We start from the raw sequence: 18,261 nt of genomic DNA on the forward strand, positions 1-18,261 counted from the left end.
GCCGGCTTTTCCAGAATTTGCTTGAGTGTTTGCCGTGCGGGTCGCGGCAGGCATTCCGCCCAATTCCGATTGGCGCGGTCGTTTCGGCGCATGTCCGGGATACGCATATCCGGGCGCATGGCGGTAAACACAGGAATCCAGTGAGAACTTCGCAAACCCATGCTGTCTGTTGCTGGCGAGCCGCCGAGGCTGCCGGTGCGGCGGCGGGTGCGCGCGCCGGCGTGCCGGGTTTGCGCGCGCTGCCGTGCTTGCGGACTTTTTCCGGCGCCGCAAATGAAAAAGGCCCGGCGCGTACGCCAGGCCTGAATCAATTTGGTTGCGGGGGCAGGATTTGAACCTACGACCTTCGGGTTATGAGCCCGACGAGCTGCCAGACTGCTCCACCCCGCGTCTGAGAAATGAATAGTAGCCTTATTTTCAACCTAGCGCAAGTTAGCCCTTTTTGAATTTGAATGTCGATGAACGATAGCGAGGCAATACTCGTGTTGGAAACCGCGCTGCTTTGCGCGGCGCAGCCGATGCAACTGTCCGATATGCGCAAGCTGTTCGGGGACGATGAACAATTCGACAACAGCGCGTTGCGCGCGCTTCTGGAAACGCTGCAGGCCAATTGGGCCGATGGCGGCCTGGAGCTGGTGCAGCTGGCCACCGGGTGGCGCTTTCAGAGCCGCCCGCGCATGCAGCGTTACCTTGAGCGCCTGAATCCGGAAAAGCCGCCCAAATATTCGCGCGCCGTGATGGAGACGCTGGCCATCGTGGCCTGGCGCCAGCCGGTGACGCGTGGCGACATCGAGGACATTCGCGGCGTTACCGTGTCTTCCCAGATCGTGAAGGCGCTCGAGGACCGCGGCTGGATCGAGGTCATCGGCCACCGCGACGCGCCGGGCCGCCCGGCACTGTTTGGCACCACGCGCCAGTTTCTGGACGATCTGGGCCTGCGGGCGCTGGACGAGCTGCCAGCGCTGGAATCCGCGCAGGCGGCTGCGGCGCTGGCCGGGCTGGATCTGGGCGAAGTGCAGCAGGTGATGGGTGGGGAAGAGTCCGCCGCCGAGGGCGATGCGTCCGCCGATGGTGGCGAGCCGGCCGATCAGCAGCCTGAGGTTGCGGCAGGCGAACTGGCTGCCGAGGGCGAAGCCGAGACCCGTCTCGAAGTCGAACCCGCCGGCGCGGCGGGCGAGGACGTGGCGTCTGAAACCAGTATTCCGGTTGCGGAATTGTCTGTTTCGGAACAGGATGTACCCATAGCTCCCGTCGATAGCGTAGAATCCGTGCTTTCGCGCACAGAAGAAGGCGCGGATCCCGCCGACGAATCCACCGTCCGGGAGCAAGCCGAAGGCTTGTCCAATACGTCAGCCATGTCCGGTTTTCCCGACGATGCGGCTGGCAACGACATTTCCGATATGGCCGCCGATGCCCCAGAAGCCGGCGCTGCAAAGGAAAGCGTCGAGAACGCAAAACACGCGGAACCGACCGACCCGATTGACCAGACCGATACCGCGGCGCCAGACGCCGCCGGGCATGAGCCCGCTTCCGGTCTTGCCGATCCTGTTCGGCCTGGCCCGGATGCCGCCTCCCCGGAATCGGACGAGGCAGGCTTCGAGCGGCCCGAGGCTGATCGAGAGCCGGCGTCCCCAGATGATGACGAGCCTGCCGCAGGCAGGCCCACCCAAGTTTGAAATTCGGAGCTGTCCCAGTGACAACGAATACAGCAATGCAGGACGACAACCCCCGTTCGGATGATGCCGTTTCCAATGGCCAGCCGGAATCCACCGCGCGCGAGCCGGCGGCTGAAGGCGAGGCGGGCGCCCGCGGCCGGGGCCGCAAGCTGAGAACGCCGTTCCGCCGCCGCCGCGGCGATGCCGCCGCCGAGCAGGCGCCGGCGGGCGAGGCCCAGCCGGCAGCGGCCGCTGCCGCCGCGGTCCAGGCCGAACCGCAGGAATCGCGCGGCACCGAGCAGGAAGCCGAGCAGGCGCTGTCCTACCTGGAAACCGCTGACCGCATGGAGCAGCGCCTGGGCAAGTACCTGAACAGCGATTCGGTCATGCCCAAGCTGCACAAGGTGCTGGCGGATGCCGGCATCGGTTCGCGCCGCGAAATGGAAGAGCTGATCGTCGCGGGCCGGGTGTCCGTCAATGGCGAGCCGGCCCATATCGGCCAGCGCGTGGCGCCCAATGACCAGGTGCGCGTCAATGGCAAGCCCATCATGCGCGTGAATACGAAGAAGCCGCCGCGCGTGATCCTGTATCACAAGCCCGCCGGCGAAATCGTCAGCCACGACGATCCGGGCGGCCGCGCAAGCGTCTTCGCCCGCCTGCCCAAGCTGCGCACGGGCAAGTGGTTGTCGGTGGGCCGTCTGGACCTGAACACCGAAGGTCTGCTGATCTTCACGACATCCGGCGACATGGCCAACCGCATCATGCATCCGCGCTACGGCACGGAGCGCGAGTACGCCGTCCGCGTGCTGGGCGAGATGGACGAGGCCCAGCGCCAGTCGCTGGTCGACGGCATCCAGCTGGATGACGGCATGGCCGCATTCGGCGCGCTGGACTATCTGGGTGGCGACGGCAGCAATCGCTGGTACCGGGTCACCCTGCAGGAAGGCCGCAACCGCGAAGTCCGCCGCATGTTCGAGGCCGTGGGCGTCACGGTCAGCCGGCTGATCCGTACCCGTTTCGGCGATGTGGTCCTGCCGCGCACGCTGCGCCGCGGCCGCTGGGAGGAGCTAGATTCCTCCCTGGTTACGGCCCTGATGGTCCAGCTGGGGCTGGTGCGCGACGATGACGAATCCGGCGGCAACCGCCGCCGCTCCAAGCAGCCGCAGTCGCATGACAGTGCGCTGCCCCCGGGCTTCGGCACCATGGACCGCAACGGCATGAATGGCGCCCGCATCGGTCGCCGCGGCAAGTTGCAGGGTGGTCGCCTGGGCAGCGCGGGCCAGGCGGCTGCGTGTCCCTCGGATCCTTTCGGCACGGGCTTGATGATTGCCGGCGGTTATGCCAATGGCCATCCGCTGTCGGGAGAGAGCGCCGGCGGCAACCGCAAGGGCGGCAAGTCCGGCGGCGGCCGTGCCGCGGCGGGCGGCGCCAAGCCTGGCAACAAGCAGGGCGGCAAGCCCGGCGGAAAAACCGGCGGCAAGCCGCGCGGTCCGCGCGCGGCGGCTGCGGGTGGCCAGCCGGGCAATGTCGTGTCGGCCGAGGCCGGCACCGGCAACACGGCGGAGGCGCCGGCTGGCGGCCGTCGGCCGGCCGGCGGCAAGCCTGCCGGTGCGCGCGGCAACAGCGGCCGCGGCGGCAAGCCGGCGGGTGCTGGTGCTGGTGCGGGTACTGGCGGCGGCCGTGGCGGCAATAAATCGGGCGGTTCTGGCAATAAGGGACCAGGCGCTGGCGGCAAGCCGCGTGCGCCCCGCAATGCCTCGTCGGGTCCTCGTGGTGATGACTGGCAGCCGCGCGGCGCATCGGCGCATGAATCCCGCCTGGGCGTGATGGGCGGGCGTGGCCGTCAGGGTCGCTGAGGGTCTCTGGGCGGCGCGCTGGCCGCGCCGCCGCGTGGGATATGTCCCGCATAAACGTAAGCCCGTGACGAATCAGGCGTTTTTCCAGTTTATCTGGTAAAATCAATGGTTTTCATGGCTTCGTGTCGTTGCCTTTTGCGTGCCCGCAAGCAAAATGCGGGCAAATACAGCAGGGAATGACGGCGGCAGCCTTGGCAGTTTGCATCGGACTTTGCGCCTGGTGCCGCCTGGCCCGGATTGCGGGTTGGAGCGGCGGGTCAAGAATGGCCAGGGCGGCGCAAGCCAAATTTAGGTCGCAATATAGGGCACTGCCCAGCATTGCTCCTTACGTGCAGTAGGGTGGCGGCTGGGCTCTGTGCAATACGGTGGGCTGGGCGTACAGCCCATTTTTTTTGAGTATATGGCTGATTTATTCGCATTGACCAAAGAGGCTCTGGCCGGCATGGACGTCGAACTCGTGGACGTCGAGCGTGCCGCCCTGGGCCTTTTGCGCGTCACGATCGATCGGGTCGGCGGTGTGCGCATCGAAGACTGTGAGCAGGTGTCCCGCCAGTTGTCGCGGGTGTTCGAAGTCGAAAATGTCGACTACAAGCGGATGGAAGTCGGTTCGCCGGGCGTGGACCGCCCGCTGCGCAACGAGGCTGAATTCCGCCGTTTCGCAGGCGAGCGCATCGAAATCAAGCTGCGCGAGGCATTGGACGGCCGTAAGGTCTTTGCCGGCATATTGACTTTGCCCGAAGACGACGCCGCAGCCTCCGATGCGGCTGCTGGGGTGCAACAGACCGTGTTCGGTCTCGAATTTGAGGCAAAAAAGAACGAAGTCCAGGTATTGAATTTCACGATCGACGATATCGAACGTGCAAAACTGGATCCCGTTCTGGATTTCAAGGGCAAAAAGCGATGAGTCGCGAAATTCTTCTGTTGGTCGATGCCTTGGCGCGTGAAAAGAACGTCACGCGCGACGTCGTGTTCGGAGCGCTGGAAAGCGCGCTGGCCTCGGCGATGAAAAAGCGCTTCAAGGACGATGCGGACATCCGTGTCGCCATCGATAGGGACACGGGCGATCACGAAGGCTTCCGCCGCTGGCTGGTCGTGCCCGATGAGGCTGGCCTGCAAGAGCCCGACAAGCAGGAAATGCTGTCGGACGCGCTGGAAATCGTTCCCGGCATCAAGGAAGGCGAGTACATCGAAGAGCCGCTCGAACCCATCGAGTTCGGCCGCATCGGCGCGCAGGCCGCCAAGCAGGCCATTCTGCAGAAGATCCGCGACGCCGAGCGCGAGCAGGTGCTCAATGACTTCCTGGACCGTGGCGAGACCATCGTGTCCGGCACGATCAAGCGCATGGACAAGGGCGACGCCATCGTCGAAACCGGCAAGATCGAAGCGCGCCTGCCGCGCTCCGAAATGATCCCGAAGGAAAACCTCCGGGTGGCCGACCGCGTCCGCGCTTTTGTGTTGCGCGTAGACCACGCCGCGCGCGGCCAGCAGGTGATCCTGTCGCGCACCGCGCCGGAATTCATCCGCCAGCTGTTCGAGAACGAAGTCCCCGAAATCGAGCAGGGCCTGCTGGAGATCAAGGCCGCGGCCCGCGACGCCGGCGTGCGTGCGAAGATCGCCGTGGTGGCATACGATAAGCGCATCGATCCGATCGGCACCTGCGTGGGCATGCGCGGTTCGCGCGTGACCGCCGTGCGCAACGAGCTGGGCGGCGAGCAGGTCGATATCGTGCTGTGGTCGGAAGACCCCGCGCAGTTTGTCATCGGCGCCCTGGCGCCGGCCAACGTCGAGTCCATCGTCGTTGATGAAGACAAGCACGCGATGGACGTCGTGGTGGACGAGGAAAACCTGCCCAAGGCCATCGGCGCCAAGGGTCAGAACGTGCGCCTGGCTTCCGAGCTGACCGGCTGGCAGATCAACATCATGACGCCGGAAGAAAGCCTGAACCGCCAGGAAGTCGAGCGTTCGGGCCTGCGCGCCACGTTCATGAGCAAGCTGGACGTCGACGAGGAAGTCGCTGACATCCTGATCGACGAAGGTTTTACCGGTATCGAGGAAATCGCCTACGTGCCCATGCAGGAACTGCTGGAAATCGAGGCCTTTGACGAAGACACCATTAATGAGTTGCGCGCCCGTGCCCGCAATGCGCTGCTGACCGAGGCGATTGCCCAGGAAGAGCGCCTTGAGACCGCGCAGGATTTGCTCGAACTCGAAGGCATGACGTCCGAGCTGGCTGCCAAGCTGGCCGAGCGCCAAGTGCATACGCGTGATGATCTGGCCGAACTGGCGACGGACGAGCTGGCGGAAATCGCCGGCCTGACCGAACAGGAAGCCAGCGACCTCATCATGCGTGCCCGCGCCCATTGGTTCGACGAGGAATAACCAAAAGGACACGGGTCCGCGGCGGGCGGGATATCCGCCGCCGCGAGTTCACGTTGTTTGTAATAGCTGCATATAGGGAAGAGAGAGCCTAATGTCGAGTAATACCGTCGCGCAGTTCGCTACCGAGCTGAAAATGCCTGCCAATGTGCTGCTGGATCAGCTGCGCTCGGCTGGCGTTGACCTCAAATCGGTCGACGATTCCGTCACCGACAGCGACAAGGCGAAATTGCTCGAATCGCTGCGTCGCGCCCATGGTGCGACCGAAGGCAAGAAGATCACCTTGACGCGTCGCCAGACGTCCGAGATCCGCCAGGCGGATGCCACCGGCCGCTCGCGCACGATCCAGGTCGAAGTACGCAAGAAGCGCGTGTTCGTCAAGCGTGATCCCTCCGAAATCGCCCTGGAACAGGCCGCGTCCGCGCGCGCCGAAGAGGAAGCCGCCGTCGACGCGGAGCCGCAGGTGTCGGCGCCCGTCGCACCCGAGGCTCCCGCTGCGGCCGCTCCTCGCGAGGCCGCTCCCGTCCAGGCGGAGGCTGCTGCCCCCGTCAAGGCGGAAGAGCCCGTTGCTGCAGAAGCGCCCGCGCCGGTTGAAGCGCCCGCGCCTGTTGAATCCGTCGCGGCCGAAGCGCCCGCTCCCGTCGAGGCGCAAGCCGCCGAAGTCCAGGCCCAGCCTGAACCCGAACCGACGCCGGCGCCTGCTCCTGCCGAGCCCGTGGCCGAAGAGGCCAAGCCCGAAGTCAAGACTGAATCCACCGAGCCCAAGGCTGAAGAAGCCAAGCCGGAACCCGTTGTGCTAGCCAATAAGTCCGAACCAACATCCTCCCAGGCCGCCGCGCCTGTCGCCCAGGCTCAGCCTGCCGCGAAGTCCGAACCCGTCAAAACCGCCGCGAAGCCCGAGCCCGCCGCGCCCGCCGTCAAGGTAGGCAACCGCGCGGACAACCGCCGCGCCGGCCCGCCCCTCGCGGCTTCCGCCGCGCCGGCAGCCCGCGATGAGGCCCGCCGCAAGGCCGAGGCCGAAGCCGCCGCTCTGCGCGAGATGCTGAACCGTCCGCGCAAGGTGCTGCGCGCTCCCGAACCGGAAGCGCCCGCTGCTGCGGCGCCGATCTCGGGCACGCTGCACAAGCCTGCCGGCAAGCCGGGCGCCGCTCCTGGCGCCAAGAAGGACGCCAAGCCCGCCGCTCCCGGCGCGAAGAAGACCATCAAGACCGCCGAAGTCGCTTCGACCTGGTCCGATGACGCCTCGCGCAAGAAGCCCGCCGACAAGCCGGCAGCTCCGGCCAGCCGTGACGGCTGGCGTGCCGGCGGCAAGGGTGGCGGCAAGGGCGGCCGTGGTGGCCGCAACCAGCAGAACGATCGCCGCAACGAGCCGGCGCCGCAGGAATTCATCGCGCGTGAAGTCCACGTGCCGGAAACCATCAGCGTGGCCGACCTGGCCCACAAGATGTCCGTCAAGGCCGCCGAAGTCATCAAGCAATTGATGAAGCTGGGCCAGATGGTCACCATCAACCAGGTGCTGGACCAGGAAACCGCCATGATCGTGGTCGAGGAACTGGGCCACGTGGCAATCGCCGCCAAGCTGGACGACCCGGAAGCTTTCCTGGACGAAACCGCCAGCGTGTCGGAAACCGAGCAGCTGCCGCGCGCGCCGGTCGTGACCGTCATGGGCCACGTCGACCACGGCAAGACCTCGCTGCTGGACTACATCCGCCGCGCCAAGGTTGCCGCGGGCGAAGCCGGTGGCATTACGCAGCACATCGGCGCCTACCACGTTCAGACCGAACGCGGCATGGTGACCTTCCTTGACACCCCGGGCCACGAGGCGTTCACCGCCATGCGCGCCCGCGGCGCCAAGGCGACCGACATCGTCATCCTGGTCTGCGCGGCCGACGACGGCGTGATGCCGCAGACCCGCGAAGCCATCCACCACGCGAAGGCCGCAGGCGTTCCGATGGTCGTGGCCATGACCAAGATCGACAAGCCCAGCGCCAACCCCGACCGCGTCAAGCAGGAACTGGTCGCCGAGGAAGTGGTGCCGGAAGAATACGGTGGCGACGTGCCGTTCGTGTCCGTGTCGGCCAAGACTGGCGAGGGCATCGACGATCTGCTCGAAAACCTGCTGCTGCAAGCCGAAGTGCTGGAATTGAAGGCTCCCGTCGACGCGCCCGCCAAGGGCCTGGTGATCGAAGCCCGTCTCGACAAGGGCCGTGGCCCGGTCGCGACCATCCTGGTACAGAGCGGCACGCTCAAACGCGGCGATGTGGTGCTGGCCGGCGCAAGCTTCGGCCGCGTGCGCGCCATGCTCGACGAAAACGGCAAGCCGATCCAGGAAGCCGGCCCGTCGATCCCCGTGGAAATCCAGGGCCTGACCGAAGTGCCGGCCGCTGGCGACGAGCTGATGGTGCTGTCCGACGAGCGCAAGGCGCGCGAAATCGCGCTGTTCCGCCAGGGCAAGTTCCGCGACGTCAAGCTGGCCCGCCAACAGGCCGCCAAGCTCGAGTCCATGTTCGACAACCTGGGCGAGGGCACGCAGACCCTGGCCCTGATCGTGAAGACCGACGTCCAGGTTTCGCAGGAAGCGCTGGTGCAGTCCCTGACCAAGCTGTCGACCGACGAAGTGCGCGTGCAGGTCGTGCACGCCGCCGTGGGCGGCATCTCGGAAAGCGACATCAACCTGGCCATCGCCTCGAACGCCGTCGTCATCGGCTTCAACGTCCGCGCCGAAGCCAGCGCCAAGAAGCTGGCCGAGAACAACGGCATCGACGTGCGCTACTACAACATCATCTACGACGCCGTGGATGAAGTGAAGGCAGCCATGTCGGGCATGTTGGCGCCCGAGAAGAAGGAAGAAGTCATCGGCTTGGTCGAGATCCGCGAGGTCTACAGCATTTCCCGCATCGGCAACATTGCCGGTTGTATGGTGCTGGACGGCCTGGTGCGTCGCGATTCGCAAGTCCGCCTGCTGCGCAACAACGTGGTGCATTGGACCGGCCAGCTCGATTCGCTGCGCCGCTTCAAGGACGACGTCAAGGAAGTCAAGTCGGGCTTCGACTGCGGCCTTACGCTGCGCGGCAACAACGACATCCAGGTGGGCGACCAGCTGGAAGTCTTTGAAATCAAGGAAATCGCGCGTACGCTGTAAGGCGTCCGCGAGGCACTTTCTAATGAGCCGTCACAAGTCCAAAGCCATCCCCGGCCGCAATCTGCGGCTGGCCGACCAGATCCAGAAGGATCTGGCCGGGATCATCCAGCGCGAGATCGACATGACCCGCGCTGGACTGATCACGCTCTCTGGTGTGGAACTGTCGACCGACTACGCGCATGCCAAGGTGTATTTCACGGTTCTGGGCGCCGAGCCCGAAGCCGCGACCGCCTTGCTGAACGAAAAAGCCGGTTGGCTGCATTCCCAGCTGTACAAGCTGCTGCACATACACACTGTCCCCACTTTGCGCTTCTTCCACGACGAGCAGATCGCCCGTGGCATCGAAATGTCGATCCTCATCGACCGCGCAAACCGGCCCGGCCCGCACTCGGGCGTGCCCGACGAACCTGAAGACCAGTCCTGATCGGGCTGTCGTCACTGCTTTAAACCGGATTCCGACGATGGCTAAACGACGCGGGCTTACGCTCGACGGTGTGCTGTTGCTCGACAAACCCGTGGGTTTGTCGAGCAACCACGCCCTGCAACGCGCCAAACGCGCCATGGATGCGGCGAAAGCCGGCCACACCGGCACGCTTGATCCCTTTGCCACCGGCCTGCTGGTGTGCTGCATGGGCCGCGCGACCAAGATTTCCGGCGCGATGCTCAACGCCGACAAGGCATATCGCGCTACGCTGCAATTTGGCTCTGAAACCGATTCTGGCGACCTGACCGGCAATGTCGTGTCGACCGCCGAGCCTGGCTTTACGGTGGATGAGCAGGCGCTGCGCGATGCGCTGTCACGTTTCTCGGGCACGATCGAGCAGATTCCGCCCATGTATTCCGCGCTCAAGCGCGACGGCAAGCCCTTGTACGAGTACGCGCGCGCCGGCATCGAGCTGGAACGGCCGCCGCGCCAGATCACGATTTACCGCATCGAACTGCTGTCCCTGAACGGGACCGAGGCAGAGATCGATGTGGCTTGCAGTAAAGGCACATACATCCGGACGCTGGCCCAGGACATCGGGCGCGTGCTGGGCTGTTACGCCCACCTGACGGCGCTGCGGCGCACGCACGTCGGGCCGTTTTCCCTGGATCGCGCCGTTGCGCTGGATGCCTTGCAGGCCATGCCAGACCCCAAGCAGGCATTGCTTGCACTGAACGAATTGCCGGAGGGCTTGCTGCCCTCCACCCTGACCTTAAAGGACTCGCTATGACTCGCGCCTTGCGCAACGTCGCCATCATCGCCCACGTGGACCACGGTAAAACCACCCTGGTCGACCAGCTGCTGCGCCAATCCGGCACCTTCCGCGAAAACCAGGCGCTGACCGAACGGGTCATGGACTCGAACGATCTGGAAAAAGAACGCGGCATTACGATTCTGGCCAAGAACTGTGCCGTTGAATACGAAGGCACGCACATCAACATCATCGACACCCCGGGACACGCGGACTTCGGCGGCGAAGTCGAGCGCGTGCTGTCCATGGTCGACGGCGTGCTGCTGCTGGTGGATGCGGTTGAAGGCCCCATGCCCCAGACCATCTTCGTGACCCGCAAGGCGCTGGCCCTGGGCCTGAAGCCCATCGTCGTGGTCAACAAGGTCGACCGTCCGGGCGCCCGCACCGACTTCGTCATCAACGCCACGTTCGACCTGTTCGACAAGCTGGGCGCCACCGACGAGCAACTCGACTTCCCGGTGATCTACGCCTCGGGCCTGTCGGGCTATGCCGGCCTGAACCCCGATGTGCGCGAAGGCAATATGCGCCCGCTGTTCGAAGCCATTCTCGAACACGTGCCGCAGCGCGAAGACGATCCCAACGGTCCGCTGCAGATGCAGATCATCTCGCTGGACTACAACAGCTACGTCGGCAAGATCGGCGTGGGCCGCATCAACCGCGGCCGCATGCGTCCCGGCATGGAAGTCGCCTACAAGTTCGGTCCTGAAGGCCAGGGCGGCCGCGGCCGCATCAACCAGGTGCTGAAGTTCCACGGCCTGGAGCGCATCGTCGTGGACGAAGCCGAAGCCGGCGATATCGTGCTGATCAACGGCATCGAAGAACTGGGCATCGGCTGCACGGTGACCGACACCGCCACCCAGGACGTGTTCCCGATGCTGCGCATCGACGAGCCCACCCTGACCATGAACTTCATGGTGAACACCTCGCCTTTGGCCGGCCGCGAAGGCAAGTTCGTGACCAGCCGCCAGCTGCGCGACCGCCTGGACCGCGAACTGAAGTCCAACGTGGCGCTGCGCGTGCGCGACACGGGCGACGACACGGTGTTTGAAGTGTCGGGCCGCGGTGAACTGCACCTGACCATTCTGCTGGAAACGATGCGCCGCGAAGGCTACGAGCTGGCCGTGTCGCGCCCGCGCGTGGTGTTCAAGGATATCGACGGCGTGAAGTGCGAGCCGTTCGAATCGCTGACCGTCGACGTCGAAGACGCCCACCAAGGCGGCGTGATGGAAGAGCTGGGCCGCCGCAAAGGCGACCTGCAGGACATGCAGCCGGACGGCCGCGGCCGTACCCGCTTGGAATACCTGATCCCGGCCCGCGGCCTGATCGGCTTCCAGAACGAATTCCTGACGCTGACGCGCGGCACCGGCCTGATGAGCCACATCTTCCACGAATACGCGCCCATCAAGGAAGGCTCGATCGGCGAGCGCCGCAACGGCGTGCTGATCAGCCAGGATCACGGCGACGCCGTGGCCTACGCCCTGTGGAAGCTGCAGGATCGCGGCCGCATGTTCGTGAGCCCGGGCGATGCGCTGTACGAAGGCATGATCATCGGCATCCATAGCCGCGACAACGACCTGGTCGTGAACCCCATCAAGGGCAAGCAGCTGACCAACGTGCGCGCCTCGGGCACCGACGAAGCCGTGCGCCTGGTTCCGCCGATCCAGATGTCGCTGGAATACGCCGTGGAATTCATCGACGACGACGAACTCGTGGAAATCACGCCCAAGTCGATCCGCCTGCGCAAGCGCTTCCTGCTGGAAAACGAGCGCAAGCGCGCCGCGCGCGAATCCGCCGTCTGATGGAACTGCGCGCAGCCTTGTGCTGCGCGTGGCATCAGAAAAACGCAGCCTGCGGGCTGCGTTTTTTTTCGTCCTGCGGCGTCATGCGTGCTGGTGCCGGTACTCTTGCGTCACCCCGCCATAGCCATAGGCGGCCGCGCGCGCGTCGATCACGTGCACGTAGGAGCATTCATGCAGCTTGCCCAGGATGTCCTGGAATGCCGCGTGGATCTCCTTGATGTAGCGCGCCTTCTCGGCCTTGGTATTGGTTTCGTCGGTGACGCTGATGTCCAGGTGGAAGGCATTCTTACCCAGTTCGGACAGGGGCTGGCCGCCGATGAACCAGAGATCGTGGGGAATGTGCTGCAGCGTGATCGCGATGACGGGCAGCTGCTTGCCCAGCACGGACTGGGTCAGGCCGGCCACGGCTTGCACCACGCGGCGGTTGACGGCGGGATCGGACTGGCCGGACAGATGGACGACGATGTGAGGCATGGCTGAACTCCGTTGGTTTGAAGGCGTGCAGCCAGTCTAGGATCCGGATTGACATCGGAAAAGCGGGAAATTACGATTTCATCCATCGATAATCCCGTTGGATAGGCCATGTCCGGATTCGACCTTGATCAACTGCGCACCCTGGTCGCCGTGCTGGATGCCGGCAGTCTGACGGCGGCCGCGCCCAAGGTCTTCCTGTCGCAGTCGTCGGTCAGCGAACAGATGCGCAAGCTGGAAGAGCGGGCAGGGCAGCCGCTGCTGGTGCGCGGCAAGGCCGGCGTCGTGGCCACGGCCGCGGGCGAGCGGCTGTTGACGCATGCGCGCGCCATCCTGGCGCTGAGCGACGAGGCCTACCGCGACCTGCGCGGCGTGGCCTTGCGTGGCCAATTGCGCCTGTGCATCACCGACTATTTCCGCCCCGGCGACGTGGCGCGCATGCTGCGCCGGCTGAACGAGCAATATCCCCAGGTGCGCCTGCACGTCACCATCATGAAGAGCGGCGCCATCGAGGACGCCTACGAGCGGGGCGAGATCGACGTGGGCATTTCCATGCGCATCCAGGAGCGCGGCGCCGCCCGCGGCCGGGCGCAAGGGGCGCTGCTGCGGCGCGAGCCGCTGCTGTGGATGGCGGCGGAAGGCGCCGCCGCGCCGGCGCGGGACGCCTTGCCCTTGCTGGTGCTGCCGGAGACCTGCGCGCTGCGGCAGTATGTCGAGCGCCTGCTATCGCGGCGCGACGTTCCTTATTCGGTGGCGCACGTCGCGTCCGGGGTGGCCGGCCTGCAACTGGCCGTCGCTGCCGGGCTGGGCGTGGCTTGCCTGAATGAATCCGCATTGGGGGCCGGCATGGCTCGCCTGCACGCGCCTGGCCTGCCGGCCCTGCCGATGGCGGAATTCCGCCTGTTGCCTGCAAGGGCGGGGGAAAGCGAATTCGTCGGGTTGGCTCGGGAGGCCATCGTCAAGGCGTTGGGCTAGGTCCGCCCGGCATGGGAGCGTGTTTCAGCGGCGGCTTGCGCCCGCCGAGCCCGGCAGGCGCTGCACCGCGTCCAGCAGCCGGGCGGCAAACTCCTGCGCCGCGCGGCTGCGCGACGCTTCCTTGCGCCACAGGATGGCAGCGCGGCGGATGGTGGTCGGGTCGGTCAGGGCGATGCTCGTCAACCCCGAGCCGGCTGCACCCGCCGCATGCTCGGCGGCGATGGTCGCCAGCTCGCCCTGCCGGCACAGGTGGATCAGGGCGTCGACCGATTCCATCTCTACCCGCACCTCGGGTATCAAGCCGGCCTGGGCGCAGGCCGCGTCTATCATGCGGCGCGTGGCGAAGCTGCGCGGCAGCAGCGCCAGCGGCACGCCCGCGAGATCGCGCATGCGCAGGCTGCGCCGCGCGGCCAGCGGGTGGTTCTTGCCGACCACCACCTGCAGGCGTTCGTCGAACAGCGGTTGCGCCTCGATTTCCTCGCGCAGCGCCGGATGGAAGGAGATGCCCAGGTCCAGCTGGCCGCTGACCAGCAGGTCTTCGATGGGGCCGGCCCGTAGGTCGCGCACCTGGATCTGGACCTTGGGAAAGGCGAGGCTGAAGCTGGCCACGGCGTCCGGCACGAAATGGGTCAGGAAGGTGGGGATGACGCCTATGGTCAGGGATCCGGCCTGCAAGCCCGCCAGATCCGCCAGGGCCATTTTCCCGGCTTCGACCTCCTGCAAGGCCCGGCTGGCGTGGTCGCGCAGCACCCGGCCTGCCTGCGACAGGCGCAAGCCCCTGCCGATACGGTCGAACAAGGGCATGCCCAGCTCTTCTTCCAGCTGGCGCAGGCCGTGCGACAGGGTGGATTGGGTGACGTGCAGGGCGTCGGCCGAACGGGTCAGGTGCTCGGTTTCCGCGACGCTGAGAAAGTAGCGTAGCTGGCGCAATTCCATCGGCGGGACTCCTGGCGCAAAGCCGGAACGGACGGTCAATGATGGGTGGATTTATCATTCGATAGTATCGAACAATAAATGCAATATAAATCATTGGATGCAAAACCGGCCGGGCCCTAATCTTGCCTGTATCACTCATGGCAGGGCTATAGGCTTTATGACATCCGTTTCGATCCAGGCACCGATCACGCCAGACGACGCCTCCTGGCGCATCGAGCGCATCCACGCAAGAATCGTCGACATCCCGACGATCCGGCCGCACAAGTTCTCGTTCGGCGCCATCAACCGGCAAAGCCCGGTCATCGTGCAGCTGTGGCTGGCCAATGGCGCCTGCGGGTTTGGCGAGGCGGCCACGATAGGCGGACCGTCCTGGAACGAGGAGTCGCCGGAAACCATCCTGCATGCGATCCAGAATTACCTGGCTCCCGCCGTGACGGGCGCCGATGCGCGCAGGTTCGCCGAACACATCAATCGCTTCGATGCCGTCTGCAAGGGCAATGCGTTTGCCAAGAGCGCGGTGGAAATGGCGCTGATCGATGCGGTGGCGCGCAGCCTGGGCGTGCCGGCCTGGCAGTTGCTGGGCGGCAAGCGCATCGAACGCCTGCCGCTGGCCTGGACGCTTGCCAGCGGCGATTCGCAGCGCGATCTGGAGGAGGCCGAGCAAATGATGCAGGCGCGCCGCCATCGCCTGTTCAAGCTCAAGATCGGCGCGCGCAGCCCGGCGGATGACGTGGCGCACGTGACCCGTATCGCGCGCGGCCTGGACGGCCGCGCCGACATGACGGTGGACGTCAACCAGGCCTGGGACGGCAACACGGCTCGCCGCTATCTGCCGCAGCTGGTGGAGGCCGGCGTGACGCTGATCGAACAGCCCGTGGCCAAGTGGGACGTGCAGGCCTTGCGCGAGGCGACGCAGTCGCTGGGCTCGGCCGCGCTGATCATGGCGGACGAAACCGTGTGCTCCGCGCAGGACGCCTACATGCTGGCCTCGCAGCGCGCCTGCCACGTGTTTTCCTTGAAGGTCGCCAAGCATGGCGGGCTGCTGCGCACGCGCGAAGTCGCGGCGGTGGCGCAAGCCGCGGGCATAGGCTGGTACGGCGGCACCATGCTGGAGACCTCGCTGGGAAGCGCGGCGTCCGCGCATGTGTTTTCCACGCTGTCGGACCAGCACCATGGTTGCGAGCTGTTCGGTCCGCAGCTGCTGGTCGACGACATCGTCGAGCAGCCCATGGCCGTGCGCGACTTCGAACTCCATCTTCCCGACGGCCCTGGCTTTGGCGTCGCCGTCGACGAAAAACGGCTGGAACGCTTTGACCGCGCAAGGGCAGGCCTGACGCCCGTCACGGTCGACTTCGGCCGCCGCGGCGAGGCAGCCGCGACCTGACCCACCACTTTCCCCGATCATTCCAAAAAGCAGGAGACGCATCATGGCTGAATATACCCAGCAACAACTACTGGACCTGGTCAACAGTTCCCAGGTCAATCCGGGCAACGACCGCGTCCGGCAGATCACGCAGCGCGTCGTGTCGGACCTGTTCCGCGCGATCGACGATCTCGACATCAAGCCCGACGAATTCTGGGCAGGCGTGGATTGGCTCGCGCGCCTGGGCGCCAGCGGCCAGATGGGATTGATCACGGCCGGCCTGGGCTTTGACCGCCTGATCGACATCCGCGAGGAAGAGGCCGACGAGGCCGCCGGCCGCGCCGCGGGCACGCCGCGCGCGATCGAGGGACCGCTCTACATCGCGGGCGCGCCGCTGTCCGACGGCGAGGCCCGCCTGGACGAGGATCCCGCGGCCGGCACGGTGCTGGTGATGGAAGGGCAGGTGCGCGACGTGGACGGCAATCCCGTCGCCGGCGCGCTGGTGGACGTCTGGCACGCCAACGAGCTGGGGCGCTATTCGCACTTCGATTCCGACCAGGCGGACTACCACCTGCGCCGCAAGATCAAGACCGACGCGCAAGGCCGCTACCGCTTCCGCAGCTTCATTCCGCCGGGTTATGCGATTCCGCCGAACAGCCCCACGTCCGAACTGTTCGTGGCGCTGGGCCGCCATGGCAACCGGCCGGCCCACATCCACTTCCTGGTGGCTGCCGAAGGCCGGCGCACGCTGACCACGCAGGTCAACATCCCGGGCGACACTTTCCTCGACGACGACTTCGCCTTCGCCACGCGCGACGGCCTGGTGGTCGAACTGCAGCCCAATACGCCGGCCGCCGGCTACGAGAGCCTGGGCGTGAACGCGCCGTTCACGCGCGTCTGTTTCGACTTCGTGATGCAGCCGGCGCTGGACGCCGACGAGGCCCGCCCGCAAGCCCGCATGGACCGCGCCACCGCCTGACCGATGCCCTGGGCGGCGCCCGCGAGCGGCGCCGCCATTTCCCCTTGAAAACCACCTAGAACAACCCGCAGGCGCGAGGCCGGGTTCGGCCGCGCCATGGAGACAACCATCATGACCGCGACTTCCAGCTGGTCGATTCCGACGCTGATCGACCAGGAGCGACTGGGCGCCTTTCAATGGCGCGTGCTGATCCTGTGCTTTCTGATCGCGCTGTTCGACGGCTTCGACACCCAGGCGATCGCCTTCACCGGGCCCGCGATCCTGGCCGCCTTCGATCTGAAGGCGGGCGCGCTGGCGCCCATCCTGACCGCCGGCATCGTCGGCATGACGGTGGGCGCCATGACCCTGGGCCTGATTGGCGACCGCATCGGCCGCCGTCCGGCCATCATGCTGGGCCTGGCCCTGTTCGGGCTGTCCACGCTGGCGACGGCCTGGGCTACCGACACCACCCACATCCTGGTGCTGCGCTTCATTGCCGGCCTGGGCATGGGCGGCTGCACGCCGGTGCTGCTGGCGCTGGCCGCCGAGTACGGGCCGGCCCGTTTGCGTGGCGCCATCATGACCGGCGTGCTGCTGGGCCTGCCGGCGGGCGCCATGATGGGCGGTTTGCTGGCCGCCCGCATGCTGCCCGTCATCGGCTGGGAAGGCATCTTCATCGTCGGCGGCCTGGCGCCGCTGGCCCTGCTGGCCGTCGCCTTTGTGATGCTGCCCGAGTCGCTGCACTTCAAGGCCACGCGCCGCGATCCGGAAAGCCAGCGCTACATCGCGCGCGTCCTGTCGGCGATATCCAGCCGCAAGCTGGGCGCGGACACGCAGTTCACCGTGCCGGAGGAATCCGTCGCGCGAGCCGGCGTGGGCGCGCTGTTCGCGGACGGCCATGGCGCCAAGACCGTGGCGATCTGGGCGGTGTACCTGCTGAACTGGGTGGCGTGGTTCATGCTGCTGTCGTGGCTGCCCACGGTGCTGAAGGCTGCGGGCCTGCCCGCCGAGCAGGCGCCCATGGGCACCGTCATCGTCAATGCGGTTTTTATCATCTGCGCGATTCCGCTGTCCTTCATGCTGCCGCGCGTCAACACCCGCAGGCTTCTGGGCGGCATGTTCGCGCTGGGCATCGCGGTGGCAGTCGGCCTGAGCCAGGCCGGCGACAACTGGACGCTGGTCTTCATCCTGGTTGGTGCGGCCGGCTTCGGCATAGGCGGCCAGCAGATCGCGCTGAACTACCTGGTCGTGGGCGCTTATCCGACCGCCTTGCGCGCCACCGCCACCGGCTGGGCCATCGGCATGGGCCGCGCGGGCGCGATCGCGGGTTCGGCCATAGGAGGCAGCTTCCTGGCCTGGGGCGGGCCTTCGGGATTCTTCATCGCGCTGGCCATACCCCTGGCGGTCGCGGCGCTGGCGGTGCTGAGCCTCAAGCTCAAGCACGCGCGGCCGGACGGCGCGCTTTCGGCGGCGCATTGAGCAGCAAGGACGAATC

The 18,261-nt window shown here is 66.1% G+C and carries 14 protein-coding genes and 1 tRNA gene; 12 read left to right on the forward strand and 3 right to left on the reverse strand.

Annotation, left to right across the window (positions count from 1 at the left end; translation table 11 throughout):
- Nucleotides 1-313: 313 nt before the first annotated feature.
- Nucleotides 314-390 (reverse strand) — tRNA-Met (locus BRO63_RS08230).
- A gap of 62 nt (nt 391-452) precedes the next feature.
- Between BRO63_RS08230 and scpB the strand changes: the two genes are divergently transcribed.
- The 8 genes from scpB to typA all read left to right on the forward strand — a co-directional run bounded on the left by scpB (nt 453) and on the right by typA (nt 12,063).
- Complete coding sequence (scpB, locus tag BRO63_RS08235) at nt 453-1,676, forward strand: SMC-Scp complex subunit ScpB (RefSeq protein ID WP_088139252.1); 1,224 nt, start codon at nt 453-455, stop codon at nt 1,674-1,676.
- Between the two features lie 35 nt (nt 1,677-1,711).
- Nucleotides 1,712-3,511, forward strand: coding sequence for a 23S rRNA pseudouridine(2605) synthase RluB (rluB, locus tag BRO63_RS08240; protein WP_179215056.1), 1,800 nt, complete (start codon nt 1,712-1,714; stop codon nt 3,509-3,511).
- Between the two features lie 400 nt (nt 3,512-3,911).
- Nucleotides 3,912-4,415, forward strand: coding sequence for a ribosome maturation factor RimP (gene rimP, locus BRO63_RS08245; protein ID WP_088139254.1), 504 nt, complete (start codon nt 3,912-3,914; stop codon nt 4,413-4,415).
- The gene (gene nusA, locus BRO63_RS08250; protein ID WP_088139255.1) at nt 4,412-5,890 is read left to right on the forward strand and encodes a transcription termination factor NusA; all 1,479 of its coding nucleotides are present in this window, start codon (nt 4,412-4,414) and stop codon (nt 5,888-5,890) included. The genes rimP and nusA overlap by 4 nt, the downstream gene beginning before the upstream one ends.
- Before the next feature lie 91 nt (nt 5,891-5,981).
- Entirely contained in the window at nt 5,982-9,029 is a 3,048-nt protein-coding gene (infB, locus tag BRO63_RS08255) for a translation initiation factor IF-2 (RefSeq protein ID WP_088139256.1), read from the forward strand.
- 22 nt (nt 9,030-9,051) lie between these two features.
- Nucleotides 9,052-9,453, forward strand: coding sequence for a 30S ribosome-binding factor RbfA (gene rbfA, locus BRO63_RS08260; protein ID WP_088139257.1), 402 nt, complete (start codon nt 9,052-9,054; stop codon nt 9,451-9,453).
- A gap of 37 nt (nt 9,454-9,490) precedes the next feature.
- On the forward strand, nt 9,491-10,243 hold the full coding sequence (gene truB, locus BRO63_RS08265; protein WP_088139258.1) for a tRNA pseudouridine(55) synthase TruB: 753 nt from the start codon (nt 9,491-9,493) through the stop codon (nt 10,241-10,243).
- Complete coding sequence (gene typA, locus BRO63_RS08270; RefSeq protein ID WP_088139259.1) at nt 10,240-12,063, forward strand: translational GTPase TypA; 1,824 nt, start codon at nt 10,240-10,242, stop codon at nt 12,061-12,063. Before truB ends, typA begins: the two co-directional genes overlap by 4 nt.
- Before the next feature lie 81 nt (nt 12,064-12,144).
- On the opposite strand, the gene BRO63_RS08275 is transcribed toward typA, so the two are convergent.
- On the reverse strand, nt 12,145-12,537 hold the full coding sequence (locus BRO63_RS08275) for a tautomerase family protein (RefSeq protein WP_088139260.1): 393 nt from the start codon (nt 12,535-12,537) through the stop codon (nt 12,145-12,147).
- Between the two features lie 108 nt (nt 12,538-12,645).
- Here BRO63_RS08275 and BRO63_RS08280 point away from each other — a divergent pair, with 108 nt between their 5' ends.
- Nucleotides 12,646-13,509 (forward strand): LysR family transcriptional regulator, encoded by an 864-nt coding sequence (locus BRO63_RS08280; RefSeq protein WP_088139261.1) that lies wholly within the window; start codon nt 12,646-12,648, stop codon nt 13,507-13,509.
- A gap of 24 nt (nt 13,510-13,533) precedes the next feature.
- Here BRO63_RS08280 and cynR read toward each other — a convergent pair whose 3' ends face one another.
- On the reverse strand, nt 13,534-14,445 hold the full coding sequence (gene cynR / locus BRO63_RS08285) for a transcriptional regulator CynR (RefSeq protein WP_088139262.1): 912 nt from the start codon (nt 14,443-14,445) through the stop codon (nt 13,534-13,536).
- Between the two features lie 157 nt (nt 14,446-14,602).
- Here cynR and BRO63_RS08290 point away from each other — a divergent pair, with 157 nt between their 5' ends.
- The 3 genes from BRO63_RS08290 to BRO63_RS08300 all read left to right on the forward strand — a co-directional run bounded on the left by BRO63_RS08290 (nt 14,603) and on the right by BRO63_RS08300 (nt 18,245).
- The gene (locus BRO63_RS08290) at nt 14,603-15,829 is read left to right on the forward strand and encodes a muconate cycloisomerase family protein (protein WP_088139263.1); all 1,227 of its coding nucleotides are present in this window, start codon (nt 14,603-14,605) and stop codon (nt 15,827-15,829) included.
- A gap of 43 nt (nt 15,830-15,872) precedes the next feature.
- Nucleotides 15,873-16,787, forward strand: a complete 915-nt coding sequence (locus BRO63_RS08295) for a dioxygenase family protein (RefSeq protein WP_088139264.1) — start codon at nt 15,873-15,875, stop codon at nt 16,785-16,787.
- A gap of 111 nt (nt 16,788-16,898) precedes the next feature.
- A complete protein-coding gene (locus BRO63_RS08300; RefSeq protein WP_088139265.1) occupies nt 16,899-18,245 on the forward strand; it encodes an MFS transporter in 1,347 nt (448 codons plus the stop codon).
- The last annotated feature ends 16 nt before the right edge of the window (nt 18,246-18,261 follow it).

The sequence above is a fragment of the Achromobacter xylosoxidans genome (assembly GCF_002192695.1).
Taxonomy (GTDB): domain Bacteria; phylum Pseudomonadota; class Gammaproteobacteria; order Burkholderiales; family Burkholderiaceae_B; genus Achromobacter; species Achromobacter xylosoxidans_C.

Coding starts and splice junctions, on each gene's coding strand:
- scpB (WP_088139252.1), top strand. CDS start 453: ATGTCGATGAACGATAGCGAGGCAATACTCGTGTTGGAAACCGCGCTG.
- rluB (WP_179215056.1), top strand. CDS start 1,712: ATGCAGGACGACAACCCCCGTTCGGATGATGCCGTTTCCAATGGCCAG.
- rimP (WP_088139254.1), top strand. CDS start 3,912: ATGGCTGATTTATTCGCATTGACCAAAGAGGCTCTGGCCGGCATGGAC.
- nusA (WP_088139255.1), top strand. CDS start 4,412: ATGAGTCGCGAAATTCTTCTGTTGGTCGATGCCTTGGCGCGTGAAAAG.
- infB (WP_088139256.1), top strand. CDS start 5,982: ATGTCGAGTAATACCGTCGCGCAGTTCGCTACCGAGCTGAAAATGCCT.
- rbfA (WP_088139257.1), top strand. CDS start 9,052: ATGAGCCGTCACAAGTCCAAAGCCATCCCCGGCCGCAATCTGCGGCTG.
- truB (WP_088139258.1), top strand. CDS start 9,491: ATGGCTAAACGACGCGGGCTTACGCTCGACGGTGTGCTGTTGCTCGAC.
- typA (WP_088139259.1), top strand. CDS start 10,240: ATGACTCGCGCCTTGCGCAACGTCGCCATCATCGCCCACGTGGACCAC.
- BRO63_RS08275 (WP_088139260.1), bottom strand. CDS start 12,537: ATGCCTCACATCGTCGTCCATCTGTCCGGCCAGTCCGATCCCGCCGTC.
- BRO63_RS08280 (WP_088139261.1), top strand. CDS start 12,646: ATGTCCGGATTCGACCTTGATCAACTGCGCACCCTGGTCGCCGTGCTG.
- cynR (WP_088139262.1), bottom strand. CDS start 14,445: ATGGAATTGCGCCAGCTACGCTACTTTCTCAGCGTCGCGGAAACCGAG.
- BRO63_RS08290 (WP_088139263.1), top strand. CDS start 14,603: ATGACATCCGTTTCGATCCAGGCACCGATCACGCCAGACGACGCCTCC.
- BRO63_RS08295 (WP_088139264.1), top strand. CDS start 15,873: ATGGCTGAATATACCCAGCAACAACTACTGGACCTGGTCAACAGTTCC.
- BRO63_RS08300 (WP_088139265.1), top strand. CDS start 16,899: ATGACCGCGACTTCCAGCTGGTCGATTCCGACGCTGATCGACCAGGAG.